The sequence below is a fragment of the Streptomyces sp. NPDC107454 genome (genome assembly GCF_055582885.1).
In genome coordinates this window covers 1-26,219 of the sequence record NZ_JBVJPA010000032.1, presented here as the reverse complement: position 1 = coordinate 26,219, position 26,219 = coordinate 1, and the positions used below count along the sequence as shown (strand labels likewise).

Below are 26,219 nucleotides of genomic sequence, written 5' to 3'. Positions count from 1 at the left end.
CGACTACATGCCCGAACACGGGCGTTCCTCCGGCGCCGGCCGGCTGCTGACCGGTGTCGCCTGGGCGGTGCTGCTGCTCGGGCTGTGGCTGTGGGGCCGCGACCTGACCGACGTACGGCAGGGGATAGCGGCGCCGACGACGGGGGACATCGCGGCGGTCGGACGACCGCCCGAGGTACGGCTGCCACCCGCGTTGAAGCCGCTGACGAGCGCCGCGCCGCAGCGCATCGACATTCCCTCGATGGGGGTGCAGGCGCCCGTCGTGGGCCGCGGGCTCGACAGACAGGGGGCGATCGATCCGCCGCCCTTCGACCAGCCGGGCGTGGTCGGCTGGTACGCCGCCGGGGTGCGGCCGGGGGCGGCCGGGACCGCGCTGTTCGTGGGGCACGTCGACACCGAGACCCGGCCCGCGGTCTTCTACAAACTCAGCACGGTACGGCCGGGGCAGACGGTCCGGGTGGTCCGCGACGACGGGACCGTCGCCGAGTTCACCGTGGACGATGTGCAGGTCTTCCCGCGCGACCACTTCGACGCCCGACAGGCCTACGGGCCACGGGAGTCGGGGCGGGCCGAGCTGCGGCTCGTCACCTGCGGCGGCACCTTCGACCGGGTGAGCCGCACCTACACCGCGAACGTGGTCGTGTCGGCGTACCTCACGGGCCACGGACGGTGATGCGGGTGACCCGCGGACGACGATTCGGGTGAATGCGGCCGGTGCCCCGGTGACCGGCTCCACCTGGCCCGGTCGGCGGCCCGCTCCCCCCGGAGCCGCCGACCGGGCTGGTCCTCGACCGCGCGCGCACGGGCTGCGGGAGTAACCCGGCGGTCGGCGCGGGAGGTTCTGGGTCCGTTTGAGGCAACTCTAGAACGTATGAGCGTTCTGGCCTAGGACCTGTCTCGGGGGCTGTAACAGCTCACCGATAAGACGCGGGCGATCTCGTGGGCGAGGCGCCACCTATGTCACGATTGACCCCAAGGACAGTGCACCCGAGGGGGAGTTGCATGTACGGCAGCAAGGGGGCCGGGGCTCGGGCGTCCGTCGCGGTGGTGGGGGCGTTGCTGGTGCTCGCGGGGTGTTCCTCCGGGGGCGGCGGCGACAAGAGCGACGGTTCCGGTTCCAAGGTCACTCAACAGCCCAAGAACTCCGACCCGTTCTGGGTCAACCCGGCGGGCAACGCGGCCGAGCAGGTCACCGCGTATGTCAAGGCGGGCAAGAAGGACGACGCCGAGCAGATCCGCAAGATAGCCGAACAGCCGACCGGCGAGTGGATCGGGCCGGAGAATCCCGAGCAGGAGGCGCGCGGTTTCACCGAGGCGGCGCAGCAGGCCGACCGGGCGGCCATCCTGGTCCTCTACAACATCCCGCACCGCGACTGCGGCCAGTTCTCGCAGGGCGGCGCGGCGGACGGCGACGCCTACAAGGCCTGGATCGACGGGGTCGCCCGCGGCATCCAGGACCGGCCCGCCACGGTGATCCTGGAGCCGGACGCGATTCTGCACCTGGTCAACCAGTGCACTCCGGCGCAGTTCCAGGAGGAGCGGTACTTCCTGCTCGAGACCGCGGTCACCAAGCTCAAGGCCCTGAAGAACACGAAGGTGTACCTCGACGCGGGCAACGCGGGCTGGGGCCACCCCGACCAGATCTTCCAGTCGCTGAAGCGGGCGGGCATCGACCAGGCCGACGGCTTCTCCGTCAACGTCTCCAACTTCTACTCGACCAAGGACTCCATCGCGTACGGCAGGCAACTGTCCGCGAAGGTCGGCGGCAAGCACTTCGTCATCGACACCAGCCGCAACGGAAACGGCCCCTACACGGCCGGCGACGCGGACGAGAACTGGTGCAATCCGCCGGGGCGCGCGCTGGGCGAGACCCCGACGACCAAGACCGCCGATCCGCTCGTCGACGCGTATCTGTGGGTCAAGCGGCCCGGTGAGTCGGACGGGGAGTGCAAGGGGGGTCCGAAGGCGGGCGACTGGTGGGCGGAGTACGCGCTGAAGCTCGCGAAGGCCAGCGACTGAGCGAACGAGCCCGGGGGCGCTGGTGGTTCGGCGGCTGCGGGCACGTCGTGGCTTGTCGCGCCCACGCGGCGGAGCCGCATATGTCACAGCCCCGCGCCCCTGGGTGAGGTGGCGGCGACCTTCGCGAGGAAGGCGCCGCCTCTCACGTACAACTCTCGGAAATCAAGGCACCTTGACCCACTGCGCCTCGCTCGGCGTCCCCTGGTCGTCCGTCACGAACAGCATGTACCAACCGGACTCCACGAGATTCCGGTTCGTCGGCACGGTCACCGTGACCCCGTTCTTCGTCTTCTTGAAGTCCAGCGCGATGGACCGCTGATCGACGTCGGTGACGTGCGTGGACGCGCTCGGCCGGATCAGCCGGGCCGTCCTGATGGTCGACGCGTGCCGCGAGGTGAACGTCGCCGAGCCGCCGCGCGCGATCGTCTTCGGGCCGCCGGTCAGATCGGGCCGCGAGTCCCGGTAGAGGTACGGCGGCGTGTAGATCTCGATGCGCTGCTCGAACGTGGCCGGTTTGGTGTTGGCCTTGTCCGCGTAGAGCGAGTTGGATCCGAAGAACATCACCCGGCCGTCGGGCAGCAGGATCGAGCCCGAGTGGTAGTTGCGGCCCACCAGCGGATCGGCGACCCGGTCGAAGGTGTTCGACTTGGTGTTGTAGATCCGCGCCTGGAGGATGTTGGAGTCGCTGCGCCCCCGGTAGTCCTCGGAGCCGCCGGACACGAGGACGGAGTCGTCCGGCAGGATCGAGGACTGCGGGTAGCGGGTGCCCTTCTCCAGTTCGGGCCCGTCCACGAACCTCGGGTTCTTGTCCTTGAGGTCGATCAGCCGGGTCTTCTTGCTGGACAGCTTGGACTCGCCGACCCCGCCGCCGCCGATCACCATGTACTTCTCGTCCTGCGCGGGCGGCAGCAGCACCGTGCCGGACGTCTCCATCATGTTGGGGTCGCTCAGGCCCGGCAGCTTGGTGAACTTGTTGGTGGCCACGTCCCAGACGCCGGGGTCGCGGCCCACGTTGTCCGGTCCGTAGCCCGCGTTCGAGCCCGAGTAGAACATCTCGCCGTTCTGCATCAGGGAGATCGCCGGGTAGGTCGGGAACTGGCGGATTCCCTTGGTGTACGTCCACTTCTTGGTCTTCGGGTCGAACACCTCGTTTTTGCCCGGGACCAGCTGGCCGATCTCGTCCAGACCGGAGAGGCTGAGGATCTTGCCGTCGCTCATGGTGGTGAGCGTCGGGTACCAGCGGGCCTCGTTCATCGGGTCGACCTTGATGTACTTCTCGGCGACCGGATCGAACTCGTACGCGTCCCGGATGCCCTGGAAGTCCTTCTTGTCCAGGGCGAGCTTCTGTGCGATGCCGTAGGTGTTGCGGGCGTCGGCGCCGGTCAGGCCCTGGATGCGGTAGTTGTCCTGGGTGCCCGTCTCGTACTTCTGGCCGCTCTGCTGAGCCTCGACGTAGATACGGCCGAGGCCCGGGTCGTTGCGCAGGAACTTGCCGGTCGCCTTGTCGAAGACCTTCGTCGCGCGCGGGACGAGCACCGGGTCCTTGGAGACGAACGTCTTGCCGTTCTCCTTGCCGGTGAACCTGGTGCCCGCGGGCAGCGTGATCGGCTTGTCCGGGTTCTCGTTGTGGACGACCATCAGGCCGCCCGCCTTGGTGACGTCACCCTTCAGCGTCTCGTACCGCTTGGTGCCGCCCGCGATCAGCAGATTGCCGTTGGCGAGCTGGGTGTGGCCCGTGCAGAACAGGTCGGCGGGCGTCGGGATCTTCTTGATGGTGCCCTTGACCGGGTCCCAGATCCGCGTGTCGAACTTCTTCGCGTCGAAGTTGTCCTGGTTGTTGCCCGAGCCCGCGATCAGCAGGATCTTGCCGGTGTGCAGCAGGGCCGCGTGGATGGTGTTCTGTCTGTACTCCTTGGGGAACTGGATGATGTCCCAGTGCCCGTTCTTGGCCTTGTACTCGGGCTTGTTGATCGTGTAGTCGTGGTATTTCTCCGTGCTGAAGCGGTACACCCACGGCCCGTTCATCCCGGCCAGCGCGAGCACCACCGCCCCGCCTATCGCAAGACGACGAGCACGGCGGCGACGGGCACCGTCTTTCATTTTTTACGTCCCCCAAGGGAAATCTGCATGGTCTGGTCATTGCCCGCGCCGCTGCCGCCGCCCTGTCCCTGCGCAGCCGCCCAGCTGGGCTTGTGCTGCGGGGCGTGCGGGGCATGGGGGGCATGGGGCGCGTGCTGCTCCTGCTGGGGCGCCGAGGCCTGAGCGGGCAGCGGCACCGTCTCCTCGGGTGAGGCGGGCGCCGCCGTCGGCTTCTTCTTCGCCTGGCGCAGGGCCCACCGCCAGGCGAGGATCGGCGAGGCGGTGATCAGCAGGGCGAAGGAGGCCCAGGTGATCATCGCGGGGTGGGAGTGCCCGAGCAGGAGTCCGGCGACGATCGAGCCGGCGAAGACCAGGATGAAGAACAGGTGGATCCGGAAGGTCCCGAACAGTGTGTCGGGACTGGCCGAATCACCCTTGGGGGTCACCACGAACTTGCTCTTGCGGCGCAGCACCGCGTCCATCAGCGAGCGGGCGTAGATCGGCGCGGAGAGCGCCGACATGATCATGCCCGCCACGCCGCCCGAGCCCTCGGGCTCGTGCGGGGAGACGTTGTGCCGGCGGTTCCACACGTACAGGCCGATCTGCAGCGCGGAGGCGTTGCCGTACAGCATCAGCCAGACCGTCGGGTCGATGTTCACACCGGATGCGCCCAGGCCCAGGAAGAGTGCGCAGCTGAGGGCCGCGAGGATCCAGTTGAGGGCGGACATCGGGTAGAAGATGATCATCATGGTGTAGTTGAAGAGCTTGCTCGGCGGCAGCGAGAAGAAGCCCTTCCAGTACTGCTTGAGGATCGTCTCGTACGTGCCCCGGGACCAGCGCAGCTGCTGGGTGAAGAAGTCCGTCCAGGCGTTCGGGCCCTCACCGACCGCGAGGACGTCCGGGGTGTAGACCGAGCGCCACTTCTTGCCCGTCGCCGGGTTCTTGGCGCGGTGCATCTCGAAGCCGGTCGCCATGTCCTCGGTGATCGAGTCGTACAGACCGCCGATCTGCTTGAGCGCCTTGATGCGTACGGCGTTGGAGGTGCCCACGAACATCGGCGCGCCGTAGCGGTTGCCGGCCCGCTGGATCAGCGCGTGGAAGAGGAACTGCTGGGATTCGGCGGCCTTGGTGATGGGGTTGTCGTAGTTGCCGTAGACCTGCGGGCCGATGACGAAGCCGATGTCCGGGTCGCGGAAGAAGCCGAGCATCCGCTCCAGATAGTTGGGCAGCGGCACGTGGTCGGTGTCGACCGAGGCGAAGAAGTCGTACTCGTCGCCGTGCGCCTCCAGCCAGGCGTTGTAGTTGCCGTGCTTGGTCTTGGCGCGGTGCGGGCCCTTGGCCTGGTTCCACTTCGCGACGCCCTTGCGGGAGAAGTGGTGCACGCCCAGGCGCTCGCAGACCTCCTTCACCTCCGGGTCGTCACCCTCGTCTAGGAGCCAGATGTGCAGAAGGCCCCGGTGGCGCAGCTTGACGGCCGCCTCCAGGGTCTTGGTCACCATGGCGAGAGGTTCCTTGCCGGGCACGAAGGAGGTGAGGAAGGCGACTCTGGTGCCGGTCTCCGGGACCACCGGGATCGGGTCGCGGGCGACCAGGGTGGCGTGCGCGTTCGACAGCACGTTCATGCAGCGGAAGAACTCGATCAGGCCGATCGAGACCAGCATCACGATGTCGAGCACCGGCAGGAAGTCGTAGGCCGGGTAGTCGCGTTCGGTCCAGTGCTCCGGCTGGAGCAGCCAGCCCAGCAGGATCAGCGACAGCAGCGGTGCGGCGCCCAGCATCAGGGCGGCTCGTATGCGGTGCGGCTCCTGGGACAGCAGCGAGCGGTACTGCACCTTGTACGGCTTGTCCGGATCGGGCTGTGTGAGGGGACCCGCGAGCCGGCTGTAGTGCTCGTAGTCGTATCTCGGCAGGGTCTTCTTGATCCTGCGGAAGTTGCTGCCGGTCCGGTGCGATGGCATCCGGAGCTGGGTCGTCTCAGACGGGTCGAAGTTCTGCCGGGCGCCCGTCGGCGTCGACGTCATGAGTCATTCCCCCCGCACGCACGTCCAGGTGCGTGTTCGTCGGTTCTTGTCGCCCGTTCGAGTCCCCCTTGACCGTCACGGACGCATGCTGGCAGGTCGGCATCACCACACCCTCCACACAAGGGAGACATAGAAATGCGACCTTCCGGTTGCATGATGCCCCCCTCGGCATCGGTTCATGAACGGGGCCCCCAACCCCCCATGGTCGCAACCGGCCATACCCCCAACTGTCAGGTATCGACAGTCCCTTGAAGCCCAGGGTTCTACGGCGTTCATCATGATCGCAAGATGCGAAACGCGGTGTTAACCGGTCATACGCGCTAATTGGGACGCGTGTACGAAGATGGGGTCACCGCCCCATACGCCGGGCGCATATGCCCGGCCCGTATGCGCCTCTATGCGACTCTTTGCGCCGGTTGTGTCCGTGGGGAGCCCGCCCCGCCCAAAAAGGGATCCCGCCCCGCCCATAAGCCGAAGGGCCCCTCACGCTGGTGAGGAGCCCTTCGGTGTCGGTGCGCCGCCAGGGACTCGAACCCCGGACCCGCTGATTAAGAGTCAGCTGCTCTAACCAACTGAGCTAGCGGCGCCTGCTGACCCGAGAACTCTACCCGACCGGGGAGGGTGCTCCGGACCACGAGGGTGCCGTGAAGTGAGCGGGGAGGTGTCCCGAACCGGCCGGAAGTGGTCCCTGTACATCATTCGGACCGTCAACATGCGACAAGAGGCGACAGTTGCGAAACTGACGATTGTGCAGAAGTGCGGAGACATGGACCTGTGGTGTGAGGGGAATCTCATGGAGGCTCCGGTATTCGAGGAATTCGATCCCGTGAGCGACTGCGATTGCCCCGGATGCGTGCACTGGCGGCGCGTCATTCCCCCTTCCTCACTCCCCGGGCCCGTGGGACACCCGGCGGCGCGGGGCGCGCTGCTGCTGGCCGCGGCGGCGGGCACCGTCCTCGCCGCCGGCCAGCCGGTACCGGCCGTGGCCGCCACGCACGGACCCGCCCGGCCGGGCGACTCCCGGGGTGACCGGCCGGGCGACCCCCGAGGTGACGATCCCGACACCCCGCAGGGCGACCAGGCCCCGCTGCACGGCCCCGACGGGGGTCCGGCGGGGCCCGCGCAGCCCGGGGCGGGGGGCGAGCTCCCCGCGACCACCCGGGCGGCGATCATCAACCGGGCCAAGAAGTGGGTCGCCTCGCGGGTGCCGTACAGCAAGACCGAGTACTGGCCGGACGGATACCGGCAGGACTGCTCGGGCTTCGTCTCGATGGCCTGGAACCTGCCGGGAAACGAATGGACGGGCAGCCTCAGCACGTTCGGCGTACGCATTTCACGCGACCAGTTGCAGCCCGGCGACATGCTCCTGTTCCACAATGCGGCGGATCCGGAGAAAGGCTCGCACGTCGTCCTTTTCGGCGGCTGGTCGGACTACACCCACACCTATTACCTCGCCTATGAACAGACCAGCCCGCACGCCCGCGGGCAGTCCGCTCCGTACGCCTACTGGAGCAACTCGGGCCGCTATGTTCCCTACCGCTACAAGGGACTGGCCGAGGAGACGAGCGGCGCGGGCGTCTCGGCGTCGGGGGCGAGGAGCGGCCGCTACCCGGGCCGGTCCTTCTTCGGCCCGGGCGCGGACAACTCCCATGTCACCCGGCTGGCCCGGCTCCTCGTGGAACGCGGCGCCGACCGCTTCTACTCGACCGGACCCGGACCGAGCTGGTCGGACGCGGACCGGCGGGCCACCCAGGCGTTCCAGCGGGCGCAGGGCTGGCGGGGCACGGACGCGGACGGGCTGCCCGGGCCGCAGACCTGGTCCTACCTGGTGGAGAGGAAGGGCGGGGACATTCCGGCGGCGGGGAGGCCCGTGCCGGGGACCCCGATGGCGGGCGGAGCGGGGACGAAGGGATTCTCGGCCCCGTCCGTTCCCGGCTATCCGGGGCGCGGGCTGCTGCGGCCCGGCGCCGACAACGAGTTCGTCACCCGGCTCGGCGAGCAACTCGTGAAGAAGGGGTTCGGCACGTACTACACGTCGGGCCCGGGGCCGCGCTGGGGCGAGGCGGACCGGCGGGGCGTCGAGGCGTTCCAGCGGGCGCAGGGCTGGCGCGGCGGCGCGGCGGACGGCTCTCCGGGGCCGGAGACCTGGCGCCGGCTCTTCTCGTGAAACTCCGGGTGGCAGGGCTCGCACCACGGCTCGCACCCGGGCTCCTACCAGGCAACGCGTCAAACAGCACACCAAGGCTCACACCAAGCCATCGCACCAAGGCTCGTACCAGGCATCGCACTACGGCTCGCACCAGGAATCGCACCAGGGCTCGTCACCCGGCCGGGATCACCCTTCCACGCGCGGAGGCATGGAGGCAGCTATGAGTACGACGACTTCACCCACCCCGGAGTCCGGGGGGACGCCGGAGGGCGGCGGCGCCGCCCGGTCCGCCCGGCTCATCCACAACGAGGCGACCACCGAGATCCCCGTCCATCTGCTCTTCCGTGACGACCCCGAGCCGGTGCCCGTGCCGCTCTCGCCCGCCGTGGTGGGGCGGCGGCGCGGCACGGGCGAACAGCCCCGGATCCGGCGCCCCGTGCTGGGCCGGGCCCCGCGCCCGGTGCCGGAGGTCGACCCCGAACTGGTGGAGCGCCCCGCACGGGTGCTGCCCGGGGTGGCGGGTGTGCTGGCCGGGGCCTGCGGGGTGGCCGGATGTGTACTCACCACTTGGTGGTCGGGTGTGCTGCCGCACGGCGCGGCGAGGGTGATCGGGCTGCCCTGGTACGCGGGGGCCGGGCTCGGCCCCGCGCAGTGGGCCGCGTACGCCGGGGCCGGTGCGCTCGGGCTGTTCGGGTTCGGCGGGCTCTCCCGCGGCCGGACCGGGCGCGCCTGGGTGCTCGGCCTCTTCGGCCGCTACCGGGGCACGGTCCGGCGTACCGGGCTGTTGTGGATCAACCCGATGGTGCTGCGGCGCCGGGTCGACGTACGGCTGCGGCACTGGCGCAGTGAGCCGATGTCGGTGGTCGACGCGAACGGGGTCGCGCTGCGGGTGGTGGTGCTCGTGGTGTGGCGGGTCAAGGACACCGCGCAGGCCGTGCTCGGCGTCGAGGACCACGAGACGTATCTGCGCGAGTGTGTGGAGGCGGCGATGTCGCGGATGCTCTCGCAGTTGCCGGCCGAGGCGCCGCCCGCCGTCATCAAGGACGTGGCGACCCTGCGCAACACGGACGTGGTCGGCGAGGTGCTCACCGGGATGATCGCCGCGGACACCGCGCCGGTCGGCCTGGAGGTGTTCTCGGCGCAGCCGACCCGGATCGAGTACGCCCCCGAGGTCGCGGCCGTGATGCAGCGCCGCCGGATCGCGACCCTGGACGCCCAGCACCGCGACACCGTGCTCACCTCCGTCGTCGACTCCGTCGAGGACACGGTGACCCGGCTGACCATGCGCGGGCTGGTCGAACTCGACGACTACGAGCGCAAGGCGCTGGTGAAGGACCTGACGGTGGCGTTCTACACGGGGCGCAGGGACTCCTCGCCGTGACGGGGACCGGCAGCGGGGCCGTGACGGGGACCGAGAGCTTGGCTATTGGTCTGGACATGTTCAAGTCGCGGCAATAATCTGGGACTTGGTCTAGACCTGAAAATCGCGCGCACGGCTCACGAGAACCTCCCCCACGTCCTCCAGGAGCGGCAGCATGCGCATACGGACGACCAGGATCCCCGCGGCAAGGGTCCGTACCGGCAGGAAAGTCAAGCTGTACGCCGCGGTCGTGGGCCTCGCCACGGCGGGCACGTTCGTGCTCTCCACCGGCGGAGCCGACGCCCACGGCTACACCGACCAGCCCCTCAGCCGGCAGAAGTTGTGCGCCGCCAACGGCGGCAGTGTCGCGGGCTGCGGTGACATCCAGTGGGAGCCGCAGAGCGTCGAGGGCCCGAAGGGCTTCCCGGCGGCGGGTCCCGCGGACGGACAGATCTGCTCCGCGAACCACACCAACTTCAGCCAGCTCGACCAGCCCAAGACCCCCTCGGGTGCGGCCTGGCCGACGACCAAGGTCACCGGCGGGCAGAGCTACACCTTCCGCTGGCAGTTCACGGCCGTGCACGCCACGACCGACTTCAAGTACTTCGTCACCAAGTCCGGCTGGAACCAGAACCACGCACTGACCAGGGCGGACCTGAACACCACCCCGTTCCTGACCGTCCCGTACAACGGGCAGCGCCCGCCGTCCACGTTCAGTCACACCGGCACGCTGCCCTCCGGGCTGAGCGGTCACCACGTCATCCTCGGCGTGTGGACGATCGCCGACACCGCGAACGCGTTCTACTCGTGCGCGGACGTCACGTTCTGAGCGCGTCCCGACCGGAAATGTTCTGAGCCTCTCTTGAGGAGCTCGCGCACCCCCCACGGGTAGGTTCCACGCACGTCGACATGACCATGACGGCGTGCGTGGAGCTGTACCGGACAACGGGGGAATGTCATGGACGTCTTCTTCTATGCCGTACCGGCGGTGATCATGGCCGGGGCGATCTTCATGGCGGTCGTGGTGGTCCGCCGGTCGCTGGACATGAACCGGGCGTGGGACAGCGGGCTGATCGCGGAGGGGCGCTGTCTGCGGGCGTACACGACGACCAGTGGCGGCGGCGGTGACACGTCCGTGTCCACGACGCTGCACCACGTGTACGAGTTCACGACGCGCGACGGCCGCACGGTCCGCTTCGAGGAGCCGAACGGCCCGGCGACGATCGTCGAGGGCGACATCGTCCCCGTCCACTACATCGCCGAGCGTCCCGAGAAGGCGACGGCCCACGCGCCGAGCCGGGGCCTGCTGGCGGCGGGCACGGTCTTCACCCTGGTCTTCTGCACGGTGATCGTCCTCTTCTGCATCGGCTTCATGGTGGGCGTCCACGAGTTCTTCTCGGTGTGGGACTCCTCCTGGAGCGGAGGGGACGAGTTCGAGGGCGCGGGGCTCCCTTTCTGACGGTACGTCAATTATGGTGCGCCCCCATGGGGTCCATGAGGCGTACCGTCGCGGAACTCGTACAGGAACGGTGGGGCGACCACCGGCCGGGACTGTGGTTCGAGGGGCGGGTGCTGAGCCACCACCGGGTGGCGGCGGGCGCGGCGGCGCGGGCGGCGCTCCTCGCCGACCTGCTGCCGCCCGGCGCCGCACCGCACGTCGGGGCGCTGCTCGACAACACCCCCGAATATCCGCTGTGGTTGAGCGCGGCGGCTCTCTCCGGCGCCGCCGTGGCCGGGATCAACCCGACCCGGCGCGGCCCCGAACTGGCCCGCGACATCCTGCACACCGAGTGCCGTGTCCTGGTCACCGAGCGGACCCATCTGCCCCTCCTCGACGGCCTCGAACTGCCCGGCGTACGCGTCCTGGTCACCGACACCGAGGCGTACGGGGAACTCCTCGCGCCGTACGAGGGCGCGAAGCCGGACGCGGCGCCCTCCGTGTCGCCGGACGCCCGCCTCCTCCTCTACTTCACCTCCGGCTCGACCGGCGCCCCCAAGGCGGCGATCTGCACCCAGGGCCGGCTGGCCGCCGCCGGGCGCTCGCTCGTCGACCAGTTCGGGGTGCGCCCGGACGACACGCACTACATCTGCATGCCGATGTTCCACGGCAACGCGGTGATCGCCGACTGGGCGCCCGCCCTGGCCGCGGGCGCGGGGATCGCGCTGAGGCGGCGCTTCTCGGCGTCGGGGTTCCTCACGGACGTACGGGCCTGCGGGGCGACGTACTTCACCTATGTGGGCCGAGCGGTGCAGTACCTGCTGGCCACGCCCGCCCGCGGCGACGACCGCGACAACCCGCTGCGGATGGGCTTCGGGACGGAGGCCGGGGCCGTGGACGCGGCCGCCTTCGAGGAACGTTTCGGGGTGCGGCTGGTGGAGGGGTACGGCTCGTCCGAGGGCGGCGCCGCCATCCAGCGGACGCCCGGTGCCCCGGCGGGCGCGATCGGGCGGGCGGCACCCCGCGACGACCTCGCGGTGGTCGACCCGGGGACCCGGGCCGAGTGCCCGCCGGCCGTCTTCGCCGAGGACGGGAGGCTCCTCAACGGGGACGAGGCGATAGGGGAGTTGGTGAACCGCGGGCCCAATCCCTTCGAGGGGTACTGGCGCAACCCGGCCGCGGACGCCGACCGCCGCCGCGACGGCTGGTACTGGACCGGCGACCTCTTCTACCGCGACACCGACGGCTTCCTCTACTTCGCCGGGCGGGCGGACGACCGGCTGCGCGTCGACAGCGAGAACCTCGCCGCCGCGATGATCGAGAACATCCTCGCCCGTCACGAGGACGCCGCCGCCGTGGCGGTGTACGCGGTCCCCGACCCGGTGGCGGGGGACCAGGTGATGGCGGCGATCGCGCCGCGCGAGGGGGCCGGTTTCGACCCGTCGGCCTTCGCGGAGTTCCTCCTCGCCCAGCCCGACCTGGGGACCAAGATGGCACCCCGTTTCGTCCGGATCGTGGCGCGGATGCCGGTCACCGCCACCAACAAGATCCACCGGGTGGGGCTGCGCCGCGAGGGCTTTCGCTGCGCCGACCCGGTGTGGTGGCGGCCACCGGGGGAGCCGGCGTACCGCAGACTGCGCGCGCCGGACATCGAGGGGCTGGTGGCCGAGTACCGGGCGCGCGGACGCGAGAAGTTGCTGCCGGCCGGGTAGGTTCCGGGCACGCTTCCCGCGCGGGCGCTCGCCGGCCGGAACTTTCGGCGGTCCGGCGGACGTCCCGTCTCAGGGAGTCCCGGGCCAGAGGAATCCTCTCCGCCCCACAGGGGGAGGATGCCCCCGGACACCTGTGTCGCCCGCGCCGAGGAATGAGGGAACATGCGTCACCTGATCCGGGTCGTGAACATCGCCGATGCCGCACCGCCATGCGGCGGACGGGGGCGGGCGGCGGTCCGGGGACGGCGCGTGGCGCGGCACCGGTGACGGCCGAGGGGCGCTACCGCGTCCTGGTCGCCGGTTACTCCGTCTCCTCGTACGGCACCTTCCTCAACATGGTGGCGCTCAATCTGTTCGTCTACGCCACCACCCACAGCGCGCTCGCCATCGGACTGTTCATGGCGGTGCGGCTGGGCGCGGGGTTCCTGGCGGGGACGGTCGCGGGGCGCGTGCAGGCGCGGTTCGGGGTCAAGCCGGTCATGCTGTGGGCCAATATCGCCCAAGCCGTTGTCATGTTCCTGCTGGTAGTGACGCCGGACGGGGGACTGCGGACCGGCGTGCTGTTCACGGTGTCCGCGGCCGTCGGGGCGTGCAGCACCGTGTTCATGGTCGCGCTGCGCAGCTCCATCCCCGACCTGGTCGGCGCGGACCGGCGCGCCTGGGCCAACTCGCTGATGGTGGGCGGCCGTTCCCTGGCGATGGTCGCCGGGTTCGCCTCGTCCGGTGTGGTGGTGCCCTGGCTCGGCTTCACCGCCGCGTTCCTGGTGGACGCGGCGAGCTTCCTGGTGTGCGCGGCGGCGGTCGCGTGGCTGCCGGGCATCGAACGCGCCCCCGAGCCCCCGCGGGCGCCCGACGAGCCCCGCGAGAAGCGCGGCGTGTGGGCCGCGATGACGGCGCTGGCCACCGTGCCCGCCCTCGGCCTCATGATGTGTCTGCGCACCGTCGACGCCCTCGGCTCCTCCTCGCACAACGCGGCCCTGCCCGTCTACTCCAGCACGCTCCACCCGGACGACCCGGCCGCGTTCGTCAGCCGCTTCTGGCTGTTCTGGGCGCTGGGCAACGTCCTGGCGCAACAGGTCATCCAGCGCTGGGCCAAACGCTCCGGACGGGCCGTCGGCGCGCTCGGCTTCGGGCTGGGCACCATCGTCATGTCCTCCGCGTTCATCCTCGGCTTCGCCGGGTTCCCGATGGCGGCGACCGTGCTGATCGCCCTCGTCGCGGGCGCCGCGGACGGGCTCACCGAGGTGTCGTACACCTCGCATCTGCAGACCCTGCCGGAGACCCTGCGCGGCCACGCCTTCGGGCTCACGGCGACGGTCGAGAACCTCGGCTTCGGGATCGGCATGATCGGTGTGTCGGCGGCCCTCGAATCGTTCTCCGCGTTCACCGTCGTGGCCTGGTCGCACGGCCTCGCCCTCGTGGTCGCGGGGATCTACATGCTCCGGTTGTACGCGGTCCACGGCACCGGCAAGGAGGGGACGAGCGGTGCGTACGGCAGTCGTCGGGATGGCGCTGAGGTTTCCGGGAGCTGACACCCCCGACGCGTACTGGCGGGACATCCGGGCGGGCGTGACGCACGTACGGCGGTTCACCGACGCCGAGCTGGCGGCGGCCGGGTTCGCCCCCGAGGAGTACGGCGCGCCCGACTTCGTGGCCGCGAGCGCCCCGCTGCCCGGCATCGACGGCTTCGACGCGGACTTCTTCGGGATGAGCGCCCGCGAGGCCACGGTCACCGATCCGCAGCAACGGCTCTTCCTGGAGTGCGCCCACCACGCCCTGGAGGACGCGGGGTACGCGCAGCCGCGCGCCGGGGTGCGGATCGGGGTGTGCGGGAGCACCGGCTACCGGCTCCACTCGCTGCACAGCTATCTCGCCAACAACCTGCGGGAGGAGGCGGGTTCGGGGGACTGGCAGCGGCAGAAGCAGGCGCAGGTCGGCACCTACCCCGACTTCGCGGCCCCCCGGGCGGCCCACCGGCTCGGACTGACGGGCCCGGCCCTGAACGTGGCCACGGCCTGCTCGTCGTCCCTGGTGTCCGTCCATCTCGCCTGCCAGGCCCTGCACTTCGGCGACGCGGACCTCATGGTCGTCGCCTCGGCCGCCCTGCACGTCCCCCAGGTCACCGGGCACCGGCACGTACGCGGCTCGACGATCTCCCGCTCCGGGACCGTGCGCGCCTTCGACGCCGACGCGGACGGCACCGTCGGCGGCAACGGCGTCGCCGCCGTCGTCCTCAAACCGCTGGAGAGGGCGCTCGCCGACGGCGACACCGTGTACGCGGTGATCGCCGGGTCCGCCGTCACCAACGACGGCGCCGACCGGGCCGGGTTCGCCGCGCCGGGCTCCACCGGCCAGCGCGACGCCGTGCTCGGCGCGCTGCGCGCGGCCGGGGTGCCCGCCGACTCCCTCGGCTACCTGGAGGCGCACGGCACCGGCACGCTCAAGGGCGACCCGATCGAGTTCGCCGCCCTCACCGAGGCGTTCCGGCTGCACACCGACCGCGCCGGGTTCTGCGCCCTTGGGTCCACGAAGTCGGCGATCGGCCATCTCGACAGCGCGGCCGGGCTGGCCGGGCTGATCAAGGCGGTGCTGGTGCTGCGCCACGGGGAGATACCGCCGCTGGTCAACCACACCCGCCCCAACCCGGCCCTGGACGTGGCCGGGAGCCCCTTCGTCCTGCCGACCCGCGCGCTGCCCTGGCCCGCCGGGGAGGGCCGTCCGCGCCGGGCCGGGGTGCACTCCATCGGGATGGGCGGGACGAACGCCCACGTGATCCTGGAGGAGGCGCCGACCCCGGCCCCCCGCCCGCCGGAGCGCGGGCAGGCCCCCGCACTGCTGCCGCTGTCCGGCCACACCCCCGAGGCGCTCCTCGCCTCCGCACGGGCCTTCCGCGACCACCTCACCGAACACCCCGGGACCGACCCCGCCGACCTGCTCCTCACCACCGCGCTCGGGCGACGGCACCTGGCACACCGACTGGTGGTGACCGCCGCGGCCGGCCGCACGGCGACGGCGCTGGACGCCTTCGTACGGGGCGAGGCGGGGGCGTACGCGCACGGCGTCGCCGGGGCGGAGGCGGGCACGGGACCGGTGTTCCTGTTCACCGGCCAGGGCAGCGGGTACGACGGGATGGGCGCGGCGCTCGCCGAGCGGTTCCCGGTGGTGGCCCGCACCTTGGAGGAGTGCGCGGGGATCCACCGGGACGAGACGGGGGAGGAGGGGTTCCTCGACCGGTTGCTGGGCGGCGCCGACGGTGGCCCCGCGGAGGCGGCGCGGGCCTGGGGCCCGGAAGGAGCGCGGGCCCGGGGCCCGGAAGGAGCGCGGGTCTGGGGCCCGGAGGCGGCGCGAGCCCAGGACCCGGAGGCGGCGCGGGCCTGGGGCCCGGAGGCGGCGCGGGTCTGGGGCCCGGAAGGAGTGCGGGCCCGGGGCCCGGAAGGAGCGCGGGGCTGGGACACCGCCTTCGCACAGCCCGCGCTGTTTGCCCTGCAAGTCGCGCAGGCACGGCTGTGGCGGCGGTTCGGCGTCGAACCGGTCGCGGTGGCCGGGCACAGCGCCGGGGAGTACGCGGCGCTGTGCGTGGCCGGAGCGCTGACGCTGGAGGACGGACTGCGGCTGGTCTGCAGGCGGGGGCGGCTGATGCGCGACGGCACCCCGGCCGGGGCCATGCTCGCGGTGTTCGCCGCCGAGGACGTCGTACGGGGGCTGGTCACCGAGGTCGACGGCCTCGAACTCGCCGTCGTCAACGGGCCCGGGCAGTACGTCGTGGGCGGACCGCCCGAGGCGGTGGCCGCCGCCCGCGTCCGGCTCGCGGAACGCGGCACGCCCGCGGAGCCCCTGCCGGTGGACCGCGCGTTCCACACCGCCCTGCTCGACCCCGTCCTGGCGGACTTCCGGGACGCCTGCGAAAAGGTACGGCTGCGGCCCACCAGGACCGAGTTCGTGAGCGGTGCGGACGGGGTCCGGCACCCGGTGGGCTGGCTGCCGGACGCCGACCACCTCGTACGGGGGACCCGACGGCCGGTGGACTTCGCCGCCGTACTGCGCACGCTGGAGCGGACACCCGGGCGGCCGGTCCATCTGGAGATCGGCCCCGACGCGCCCCTCACCGGGATCGTCCGGCGCGCCCGGCCGGACACCGCAGCCGTCCCCACCCAGCGCCGCGGCGACCGTGGCCTCGGCACCCTCTGGGCGGCGGTGGCCCGGCTGCACTGCGCGGGTCACCGGCTCGACTGGGCGGCCCTGCTCGACGGCAGCGGCGCCCGCCGGATCCCGCTGCCGCCGTACCCCTTCCAGCACCGGTCGTACTGGACAGGACCGCCGCCCACCCCCTTGGCCGACGACCGCAGGACGGAGGACGGCATGACCGAACAGGCCGTACTGGCACGGGTGCTGGCGCTCAGCGCCCGTCATCTCGGATACGCGCCGGAGGAGATCACCGCGGAGCGGACGTTCGTCGGGCTCGGCGCGGACTCGCTCCAGCTCATAGGAATGGTGCGACAGCTGGAGGCCGAGTTCGGGGTGGAGATCGGAATGCGGGAGATCCTGGAGGAGGCGGGGACCCCACGGCTCGCGGCCCGGTTGATCGCGGAGCGGACGGAGCGGGGGGCGGTCTCTGCCGCTGCGGACGTCACTCCGGACGACGAGCCCGTGCACGTCACGCCCGACGAGGAACCCGTCTACGCCACCCGTGCCGAGGTCGAGGAACTCGCCCGCCAGATACGCCAACTCGCCGAGACCCAGACCAGGATGCTCGGTCAGCTCTCCGAGGCCGTGGCCCTGCTCGCCGAGGGCCGCAAGGAGGGCGGGGGATGACCACGGTAGGGACCAGCCCCGAATCGCAGGCGAGCGCCGAGGCCGTCGCCCGAGCCGTCGCCGTCTCCGGACGGCTCGACGAACTCCTGACGGCGGCCCGCCACCGCACCGAGCCGCCCGCCGGGCACGCTGCCGAGCCGCCCGCCGGGCAACCCGCCGAGCCACCCCTCCACCACGGTCCCCACGTCACCCTCCCCCCTGACTCCGGCATGTCCGGCACCGGTGCGAGTGAGGCCCAGCGGGCCCATGCCGACGACCTGGTCCGCCGCTTCACCGAGCGGACCCGCACGTCGAAGGAGCTGGCGCAGCGGCACCGGACGGTGCTGGCGGACAGCCGGGCCGTGGTCGGCTTCCGGCGGGCGACGAAGGAGATGCAGTACCCGATCGCGGCCCGCTCGGCGCACGGGGCCCGGCTGACGGACGTCGACGGCAACGACTACACCGACATCACCATGGGCTTCGGCGCGCTGCTGCTCGGTCACGAGCCCGCCCCGGTGACGGAGGCCGTCCGCCGACACCTCGCCGGCGGGCTGCGCCTCGGTCCGCGCTCCGAGGACACGGGCGTGGCCGCCGAACTGCTCGCGGAGCTCACGGGCATGGAGCGGGTGGCGTTCGCGAACTCCGGCACCGAGGCCAACTCCGCCGCCCTGCGGCTCGCCCGCGCGGCCACCGGACGCGACCGCGTGGTCATGTTCCGCGGCTCCTACCACGGCCACATCGACTCGGTCCTCGGCCGCCCGGGCCCCGACGGCCGCCACGCCGTCCCCGTCTCGCGCGGCATCCCCGCGAGCGCGGTGTCCGAACTCCTCGTCCTCGAATACGGCAGCCAGGAGAGCCTGGAGGTCATCGACGAACTCGGCGACACGATCGCCGCGGTCCTCGTCGAACCGGTCCAGTGCCGCAACCCCGCCCTGCGCCCCGTCGCCTTCCTGCGCGCGCTGCGGGAGCTGACCGCCCGGCGCGCCATCGTCCTCCTCTTCGACGAGATGCTCACCGGCCTGCGCCCCCACCCCCGCGGCGCCCAGCACCACTACGGCGTCGTCCCCGACCTCGCCACCTACGGCAAGGCCCTCGGCAGCGGTCACCCCATCGGCGCGATCGCGGGCCGCGCCGACCTCATGGACGGCGTCGACGGCGGCTTCTGGCGGTACGGGGACGACAGCCGCCCGACGCGCGACACGACCTTCTTCGGCGGTACGTACAACCAGCACCCCCTGTCGATGGCCGCCGCCCGCGCCGTCCTCACCCACCTCAAGGAACGGGGCCCGGAGCTCCAGCGGGCGCTGAACGCCCGCACCGACGCGCTCGCCGCCGGCCTCGACGACTTCTTCCGCGCCGAGGAATTCCCCCTGAAAACGGCCCACTTCGGGTCCATGTTCCGCTTCACCCACCGCGCCGACATGGAACTGCTGTACCACCACCTCCTCCTGCGCGGGATCCATGTCTGGGAGTGGCGCTCCTTCTACCTCTCCACCGCGCACACCGACACCGACGTCGAACGGATCACGGACGCGGTGAAGGGCTCACTGCGGGAGCTGCGCGCGGGCGGCTACTTCCCGGCCACGGCCCGCCACAGCCGGCGTCACCGCCACGGCGACGCGTCCGAGCGGCCCGCCCCCGACTTCGGTGTCTACTTCTTCGGCGACCATCCCGACGGCGAGGACAGCGCGGGGGCCTACGAACGGCTTATCGAGACCGCACGCTTCGCCGACACCCACGACTTCAGCACGCTCTGGCTCCCCGAACGCCACTTCCACTCCTTCGGCGGCCTCTTCCCCAACCCGTCCGTCCTGGCCGCCGCGCTCGCCCGCGAGACCCGCCGCATCCGTCTCCACGCGGGCTCGGTCGTCCTCCCGCTGCACGACCCCGTGCGGATCGCCGAGGAGTGGGCGGTGGCGGACAACCTCTCCGGGGGCCGGGTCGGCATCGGCTGTGCGAGCGGCTGGCACGCGAGCGACTTCGCCCTGCACCCCGACCGCTTCACCGACCGCACCGAGATCGCCTTCCAGCACCTGGAGGACGTACGGCGGTTGTGGCGGGGCGAGAGCGTCGCGCGCCGTACCGGCGAAGGGCACCCCATCGACGTAACGCTGCATCCGCGACCCGTGCAGAAGCTGCCGCCGATGTATCTGGCGACGTCCGGGCGGCGTGCCTCGTACGAGGAGGCGGCCCGCCGTGACCTCGGGGTCGTCACCAACCTCATGAACCAGACGGCCGAGCAGCTCGCGGCGAACATCCGCCACTACCGCCGGGTGCGCGCCGAGAGCGGCCTCGACCCCGACGCGGGCCGCGTCACCGTCCTGCTCCACACCCACCTCGCCGAGGACCACGCCGCCGCCCGGGCCGCCGCGCGCGAGCCGATGAGCCGCTATCTGCGCTCCTCCCTCCAGATGCGTTCCGCCGCGAGCGCCCTCGGCGGCCGCCCCGAGGACGTGGCCGACGCGAGCGAGGCCGACCTCGCCTACCTCTTCGACCGCGCCTACGACCGCTACTGCGACCAACGGGCCCTCATCGGCTCCCCGGACACCTGCGCGGCCACCGTCGACGCGCTGCGGGCCGCGGGGGTCGACGAGATCGCCGCCCTGGTCGACTTCGGGCTGCCGCCTGAGGAGATGAGGGCGGGCCTGGAGCAGCTGGACGTCCTGCGCCGTCGCTACCACGAGCCCCCGACGGAGCCGAAGAAGCCGAAGACGCCGAAGAGGCCCGAAGAACGGCGGGCTCCCGCGACCCCGGCTCAGCGCCGCCTCTGGCTCGCCGCCACGCTGCTCGCCGACCCGGCCGCCTACAACGAGATCCAGGGCGTACGGCTGCGGGGTCCGCTGGACGTCGAGGCACTGCGGACCGCCGTGGACGGCCTCGTCCGCCGCCACGACGGGCTGCGGACCGCGTTCGTGGCTGGGGGAGACGGGGTCTTCCAGGTCGTACGGGAGGACCGGGACCGGCCATGTCCGGCCTTGATCGTCGACGACGTGCGGGGCCGGGACGCCGACGAGGTGATCCGCGCCGCCCTGCGGGAGGAGAGCACCCGCGCGTACGACCTCGCGTCGGGGTCGCTGTTCACGCCCCGGCTGCTGCGGCTCGCCGACGACGACCACGCGCTGATCCTCGGCATGCACCACCTCGTCACCGACGGCCACTCCGCGGCGCTGGTCGCCGCCGACCTCGGGGAGTTCTACCGGGCGGCGGTGGAAGGCCGCGCGCCCCGCTTCGAGCGGGCCGCCGGGAGCACACTCGACACGATCGCGGTGACCGGGGGAGCGGACGACCTGGACTGGTGGCGCGCCCACCTCGGGGACGGGCCGGGCGCGCCCGCACTGCCCACGGACCGGCCGCGCACCCGCACCGTCGCCGGACGCGGCGGGGCCGTGGGGCTGCGGCTCGGCCCGGAGCGGGCGGGGCGGCTGCGGGAGTGGAGCGGGCGGCAAGGGGTCACCCTGTTCGCGACGCTGCTCACCGCCTGGCGGATCGTGCTGCGCCAGTACGCCGGACAGGACGACTTCGTCATCGGGTCCGCCTTCGGCCGCCGCACCCCCGAGACGCGGGACACCGTCGGCTTCCACGTGTCCCTGCTGCCGCTGCGCGGGACCCTGACCGACGGCACGGCACTCACCGACGCCGTACGCGCCACCCGGGACACGCTCTTCGCCGCCGACGCCCGCCAACACGTCGACCTGGACGCCCTGTCGGCGGCCCGCCACCCCGACCCGGGCAACCCGCGCCCCCTCGTCACGGTCTCCGCCGACCTCGACACCGCGCCCCTGACCGCCCTCGCCCTGCCGGGCCTGCGCGCCACCCCCCTCGACGGCGGCACCGAGTCCGCGCCCCTCGAACTCGCCCTCATGGCGACCCGGCTCCCCGACGAGGACCTCGGCCTGCGCCTCCGCTACGACGCCGACCTGTTCGACGAGGCGACGGCACGGGGGTTCCTGGACCGTCTGGAGAGCGTGCTGACCGGCATGACGGCGGGCGCCGCGGAGACGGTCGGCGACCTGACACCGGGCTCCGTCACCCCGGGCATCCCCGACGGCGCCCACCGGCTCCGTACCCTCTGGCAGCACACCCTCGGCCCGGTCGGTGATCTCACCCCGGACGCCAACTTCTTCGCACTCGGGGGGAATTCGATCGGCGCGATCAGACTGGTGAACCGGGTCCGCGACAGCTTCGGCGTGGAATACCCCTTGGCGGACTTCTTCGCCGACGCCACGCTGGGGGCGATGACCACCCGGCTCGCGCCACCCCGGGGCGTGACCGTGGTGGACACGGCGCCCGTCAGCGACCAGCAGGCCCGCATGATCGCGGGCGCCTTGAGCATGCCCCGCCCCGAGGTGTGGAACATCCCGACCCGGATCCGTTTCACCGGCCCCCTGGACGTGGCCGCGCTGCGCACCGCGGTGGCCGGGCTGCTCGACCGGCACCACGGACTGCGGTGCCGCTTCGTACCCGGAGACGGGCAGCCGGTCCCGTCGTACGGAAAGGACGACGGGACCGGCTGGCGGCAGGAGGTTCTCGACGTGCCGCCCCCGGCGCTTCCCGTCGAGGACCTCACCGGCATCCCCACCGAGTCCGAACGGCTCGCGCGCGCCGAGGAGTTGTGCCGGGAAGCCGCCGCGACGCCCATCACGCTGACCGACCCCGCGCTGCCCGTCCTGCGGCTGCTGCGCGTCGCGCCCGACCGGTGGACGCTGATGTTCGTCGTGCACCACATCTGCGTCGACGGCTGGTCCCTCTCCCTCCTCCTGAGCGAGCTCGCCGCGCTCTACACGGCCGCCGCCGCGGGCCGCCCGCACGGTCTGCCCGAACCGGCCGCGCAGTGCACGGACTACGCCCGCTGGCAGCGCGAGCACGCCGACCCCGCCGAGGAGGCCCGCAGGACGGCGTACTGGACCCGGTATCTGAAGGGGATCCCGGCCGCGGTCGAGATCCCCGGCGACCGGGCCCGGCCCGCCGTACCGAGCGGACACGGCGACACCCTGCGTGGTGCCGCCTCCGGTGAACTGCGCAGGGCCGTCGAGGAGTTGGCCGCGGCCCGGCACACCACGCCGTTCGGGGTCGCGGCCACCGCGCTCGGCGTGCTGGTCGCCCGCCGGTCCGGGGCGCGGGACATCGCGATGGGCACGCCGTACGCCCACCGCGAGCGCAGCGCGTTCGAGTCGATGGTCGCGCTGACGTCGACCGGCGTGGTCGTCCGGGTGACGCCCGACCCTGACGAGACGCGCGGCGCCCTCGTGGAGCGCACCGGCGCCGGCGCCCTGGAGGCGACGGCCCACGTCCTGCCGACCGCGCGGATCGTGCGCGCCCTGCGTGAGAGCGGCGCCCGCGCGGTGCCCGAGCGCTTCCCGCTGACCATCGCCTTCCAGAACTCCCTGGACACGGACATCGAGATCCCCGGACTCGACGTCGAGGTCGACGACCTCGCCCCGCCCGTGTCCCGCGGTGACCTCTCCTTCGGTCTCGCCCCGCGCCGCGACCCGGCCAAGGGCTACCGCACCTTCCTGGAGTACTCCGCCGATCTGTGGGACCCCGCCACGGCTCAGGAACTGCTCGACGACTGGCAGGCCGTCCTCGCCGAACTGTGCACTCGGCCCGACGCGCCCGTCGCTTCACTCCTCAACCCTCTCCAGCCCCTCCGAAAGGCGTGAGCGCCCATGTCCCCCACACATGACCGCAGTCACAGCGACGATCTGCTCTCCTTCGTCCGCTCCAGCCCCTCGCCCTACCACGTGGTCGCGAACGCGGCCCAGCGCCTGGAGAAGGCGGGCTTCCAGGAGCTGCGCGAGACGGACGACTGGACGGCCGGTGCCGAGGGCGGCCGGTACGTCGTCCGCGCCGGAGCGCTGCTCGCCTGGTACGTCCCCGCGGGCGCCCCGGCCCGCACCCCGTTCCGGATCGTCGGAGCCCACACCGACTCCCCGAACCTGCGGATCAAGCCCGAGCCCGACACCGGCTCCGCGGGCTGGCGCCAGATCGCCGTGGAGATCTACGGCGGCGTGCCCCACAACACCTGGCTCGACCGCGACCTCGGCATCTCGGGCCGGCTGACCCTGCGCGACGGATCCAGCCGACTCGTCTGCGTCGACCGGCCGCTGCTGCGCGTGCCCCAGCTCGCCATCCACCTCGACCGCACCGTCAACGAAGGCGTCGTGCTCGACCCGCAGCGGCACATGACCCCGCTGTGGGGCCTCGGCCCCGCCCGGCCCGGCGCCCTGCTCGCCCGGGTCGCCGCCGAGGCGGACACCGATGTCGCCGAGGTCCTCGGCTGGGACCTGATGCTGCACGACATCCAGCCGCCCGGCTACCTCGGCGCCGACGAGGAGTTCCTCGTCTCACCGCGTCTGGACAACCAGATCTCCGTGCACGCGGGCGTCACCGCGCTGGTCGCCGCCGCCACCGCCGTCCGGCCGCCCGCCCACATCCCGGTGCTCGCCGCCTTCGACCACGAGGAGGTCGGCAGCGGCTCCCAGTCGGGCGCCCAGGGCCCCCTGCTGGAGCGGGTGCTCGGCCGGTCCGTCGCCGCGCGCGGCGGCAGCGCCGAGGACTTCAACCGGGCCCTCGCCGGCGCGTTCTGCGTCTCCGCCGACATGTCGCACGCCGTGCACCCCAACTACGCCGAACGCCACGACCCGGACCACCACCCCCTCCCCAACGGCGGCCCCGTCGTCAAGGTCAACGCCAACCAGCGGTACGCCACCGACGGCACCGGAGTCGCCGCCTTCGCTGCGGCCTGCGAGCGCGCCGAGGTGCCCTGGCAGCCGTTCGTCTCCCACAACGCCATGCCGTGCGGCACCTCGATCGGCCCGATCACCGCGGCCCGGCTGGGAGTCGCCACCGTCGACGTGGGCGTACCGGGGCTGTCGATGCACTCCGCGCGGGAGCTGTGCGGGGCGCAGGACCCCGGTCTGCTGGCCCGGGTCCTCACCGAGTTCGTCACCACGGGCTGAGCCCTGGCCCCTTTGTATCCGAAAGCCGAGACTCGGGAGCGATGTCAGCAGTGGAAGAGACCCACCTCGTCTGTCTGCCCTTCGCCGGGGCGGGCGCGTCCTTCTTCACGCCGTGGCAGGACCGGGCGCCGGCGGGCCTGCGCGTCCTGGCGGTGCAACTGCCCGGCCGCGAGGAGCGGTTCGTGGAGGAACCCCACACGGACGCGGTACGGGCCGCCGCCGAGGCGCACACCCAGGTGACCCGGCTGCTCCCGGAGGGCGCGCGGGTGGCGGTGTTCGGGCACAGCCTCGGCGCGGTGCTCGGCTTCGAGCTGGCGCACCGGCTGGAGGCCGAGCCCGGCATCCGCCTCGACGCCCTCGTCGTCAGCGGCGCGCCGGGCCCGTGGACCGGCCGCGCGGACCGTGCGAGCGGTCTGCCCGACGCGGAGTTCCTGGCCCGGGTGCGCACCTTCGCGGGGTACGCGCATCCGGCCCTGGAGCACCCGGAGATGCGCGAGCTGCTGCTCCCGCTGCTGCGGGCCGACGTACGGATGCACGAGACGTACCGGCCCGCCTCCGACCGCCCGCTCGCCGTGCCGGTCCTCGCCCTGCGCGGCCGCGACGACGAGCTGGTGAGCGCGGCCGAGGCGGCCGAGTGGTCCCGCGCCACCACCGGGAAGCTCACCACGGCGGAACTGGACGGCGGCCACATGTACCTGACCGAGAACCCGGGCGCGCTCCTGCGTCTGATCGGAGCCGAACTCCGCGCCGGACGCACGCGGTGAGCCCGGGCGGTCCGAGGCTCTCGGGCAAGGTCGCCCTCGTCACCGGGGCGGCCCGCGGCATCGGCCGGGCGACCGCCGTCGCGTTCGCCCGCGAGGGCGCCGATCTGATGCTCGTGGACATCGCGGCGGACCTCCCGGGTGTGCCGTATCCGCTGGGCTCCGAGAGCCAGTTGGCGCACACGGCGGAGCTCTGCCGGGAGACGGGCGCCGCCGTCCGTACGGCGCGGGTCGACGTACGGGATCTGGCCGCGGTTCGGACGGCGGTGAAGGAGACGACGGCCCGCTTCGGACGGCTCGACGTCCTCGTCAACAACGCCGGGATCGCCGCGCCCTCCGGCCGGGCCGCCCACGAGATCGAGGAGCACGAGTGGCAGTTGATGCTGGACGTGGACCTCTCCGGGGCCTGGCGCACGATCCGCGCGGCGGGCGCCCTGATGACCGCGCGGGGCGCCGGCTCGATCATCAACATCGCCTCCACGGCCGGTCTGGTCGGCTACCGCCACTTCGCCGGGTACGTCGCCGCCAAGCACGGCCTGATCGGACTGACCAAGGCGGTCGCCCTCGACTACGCGCCCCGCCGGGTCCGCGTCAACGCCATCTGCCCCGGCTCGGTCCGCGACGACCCCCGTGTGGAGGGCCGGATGCTCGCCGAGATCGCCCGCGCCCTGGACGTGCCGGTCGCCGAGCACGAGCAGACCTTCGTCCAGGCCCAGCCCATGAACGCCCTCGTCGAACCGGACGACGTCGCCACCGCCGCCCTCTGGCTCGCCTCCGACGAGTCCCGCCAGGTGACCGGCACCGTCCTCACGGTCGACGGAGGCTTCTCGGCCCGCTAGGTCCTGTCGTCACATTCCCGTCGTCCGCCCGGAGGGCGGGCCCTGCGGCGTCAGGTGCGTGCTCTCGGCGTGCCGGGCACGGGCCCTCGTA

At 72.2% G+C, this 26,219-nt stretch carries 15 protein-coding genes and 1 tRNA gene; 13 read left to right on the top strand and 3 right to left on the bottom strand.

Translation table 11 applies throughout. The features are described 5' to 3' along the window. The first annotated feature begins 7 nt into the window (after positions 1–7). Both ACZ69M_RS48165 and ACZ69M_RS48160 read left to right on the top strand, forming a co-directional pair. The gene (locus ACZ69M_RS48165; RefSeq protein ID WP_470060090.1) at positions 8–673 is read left to right on the top strand and encodes a class F sortase; all 666 of its coding nucleotides are present in this window, start codon (positions 8–10) and stop codon (positions 671–673) included. Between the two features lie 329 nt (positions 674–1,002). Continuing rightward, positions 1,003–2,019, top strand: a complete 1,017-nt coding sequence (locus tag ACZ69M_RS48160; protein WP_470060051.1) for a glycoside hydrolase family 6 protein — start codon at positions 1,003–1,005, stop codon at positions 2,017–2,019. Between the two features lie 162 nt (positions 2,020–2,181). Here the strand turns inward: ACZ69M_RS48160 and glxA are convergent, their stop codons facing one another. From glxA to ACZ69M_RS48145, 3 genes are all read right to left on the bottom strand, one after another. Then, positions 2,182–4,119, bottom strand: a complete 1,938-nt coding sequence (gene glxA / locus ACZ69M_RS48155) for a radical copper oxidase GlxA (RefSeq protein WP_470060050.1) — start codon at positions 4,117–4,119, stop codon at positions 2,182–2,184. Then, positions 4,116–6,119: a glycosyltransferase family 2 protein gene (locus tag ACZ69M_RS48150; protein ID WP_470060049.1), complete on the bottom strand. Its 2,004-nt coding sequence runs from the start codon at positions 6,117–6,119 to the stop codon at positions 4,116–4,118. Before ACZ69M_RS48150 ends, glxA begins: the two co-directional genes overlap by 4 nt. 513 nt (positions 6,120–6,632) lie before the next feature. After that, positions 6,633–6,706, bottom strand: a tRNA-Lys gene (locus ACZ69M_RS48145). Positions 6,707–6,912: 206 nt separating this feature from the next. Here ACZ69M_RS48145 and ACZ69M_RS48140 point away from each other — a divergent pair. The 11 genes from ACZ69M_RS48140 to ACZ69M_RS48090 all read left to right on the top strand — a co-directional run bounded on the left by ACZ69M_RS48140 (position 6,913) and on the right by ACZ69M_RS48090 (position 26,128). Then, on the top strand, positions 6,913–8,286 hold the full coding sequence (locus ACZ69M_RS48140; protein WP_470060048.1) for a peptidoglycan-binding protein: 1,374 nt from the start codon (positions 6,913–6,915) through the stop codon (positions 8,284–8,286). A 202-nt stretch (positions 8,287–8,488) separates the two neighbouring features. Further along, positions 8,489–9,649 carry an SPFH domain-containing protein gene (locus ACZ69M_RS48135; protein WP_470060047.1) on the top strand — a complete coding sequence of 387 codons (1,161 nt, stop codon included), beginning with the start codon at positions 8,489–8,491 and terminating at the stop codon, positions 9,647–9,649. Positions 9,650–9,803: 154 nt separating this feature from the next. Continuing rightward, positions 9,804–10,457 (top strand): lytic polysaccharide monooxygenase auxiliary activity family 9 protein, encoded by a 654-nt coding sequence (locus ACZ69M_RS48130; RefSeq protein ID WP_351425934.1) that lies wholly within the window; start codon positions 9,804–9,806, stop codon positions 10,455–10,457. A gap of 129 nt (positions 10,458–10,586) precedes the next feature. After that, complete coding sequence (locus ACZ69M_RS48125) at positions 10,587–11,087, top strand: DUF3592 domain-containing protein (RefSeq protein WP_470060046.1); 501 nt, start codon at positions 10,587–10,589, stop codon at positions 11,085–11,087. 26 nt (positions 11,088–11,113) lie between these two features. Then, the gene (locus ACZ69M_RS48120) at positions 11,114–12,778 is read left to right on the top strand and encodes an AMP-binding protein (RefSeq protein WP_470060045.1); all 1,665 of its coding nucleotides are present in this window, start codon (positions 11,114–11,116) and stop codon (positions 12,776–12,778) included. 209 nt (positions 12,779–12,987) lie between these two features. Continuing rightward, on the top strand, positions 12,988–14,310 hold the full coding sequence (locus ACZ69M_RS48115) for an MFS transporter (RefSeq protein ID WP_470060044.1): 1,323 nt from the start codon (positions 12,988–12,990) through the stop codon (positions 14,308–14,310). Continuing rightward, positions 14,285–17,590, top strand: a complete 3,306-nt coding sequence (locus tag ACZ69M_RS48110) for a type I polyketide synthase (protein WP_470060089.1) — start codon at positions 14,285–14,287, stop codon at positions 17,588–17,590. Before ACZ69M_RS48115 ends, ACZ69M_RS48110 begins: the two co-directional genes overlap by 26 nt. Continuing rightward, positions 17,587–23,229: a MupA/Atu3671 family FMN-dependent luciferase-like monooxygenase gene (locus ACZ69M_RS48105; protein ID WP_470060043.1), complete on the top strand. Its 5,643-nt coding sequence runs from the start codon at positions 17,587–17,589 to the stop codon at positions 23,227–23,229. The genes ACZ69M_RS48110 and ACZ69M_RS48105 overlap by 4 nt, the downstream gene beginning before the upstream one ends. A 6-nt stretch (positions 23,230–23,235) precedes the next feature. After that, on the top strand, positions 23,236–24,528 hold the full coding sequence (locus tag ACZ69M_RS48100; protein ID WP_470060042.1) for a M18 family aminopeptidase: 1,293 nt from the start codon (positions 23,236–23,238) through the stop codon (positions 24,526–24,528). A gap of 41 nt (positions 24,529–24,569) precedes the next feature. Next, positions 24,570–25,292: a thioesterase II family protein gene (locus tag ACZ69M_RS48095; protein WP_470060041.1), complete on the top strand. Its 723-nt coding sequence runs from the start codon at positions 24,570–24,572 to the stop codon at positions 25,290–25,292. Further along, positions 25,289–26,128: a mycofactocin-coupled SDR family oxidoreductase gene (locus ACZ69M_RS48090; RefSeq protein WP_352046996.1), complete on the top strand. Its 840-nt coding sequence runs from the start codon at positions 25,289–25,291 to the stop codon at positions 26,126–26,128. The genes ACZ69M_RS48095 and ACZ69M_RS48090 overlap by 4 nt, the downstream gene beginning before the upstream one ends. Positions 26,129–26,219 lie beyond the last annotated feature (91 nt).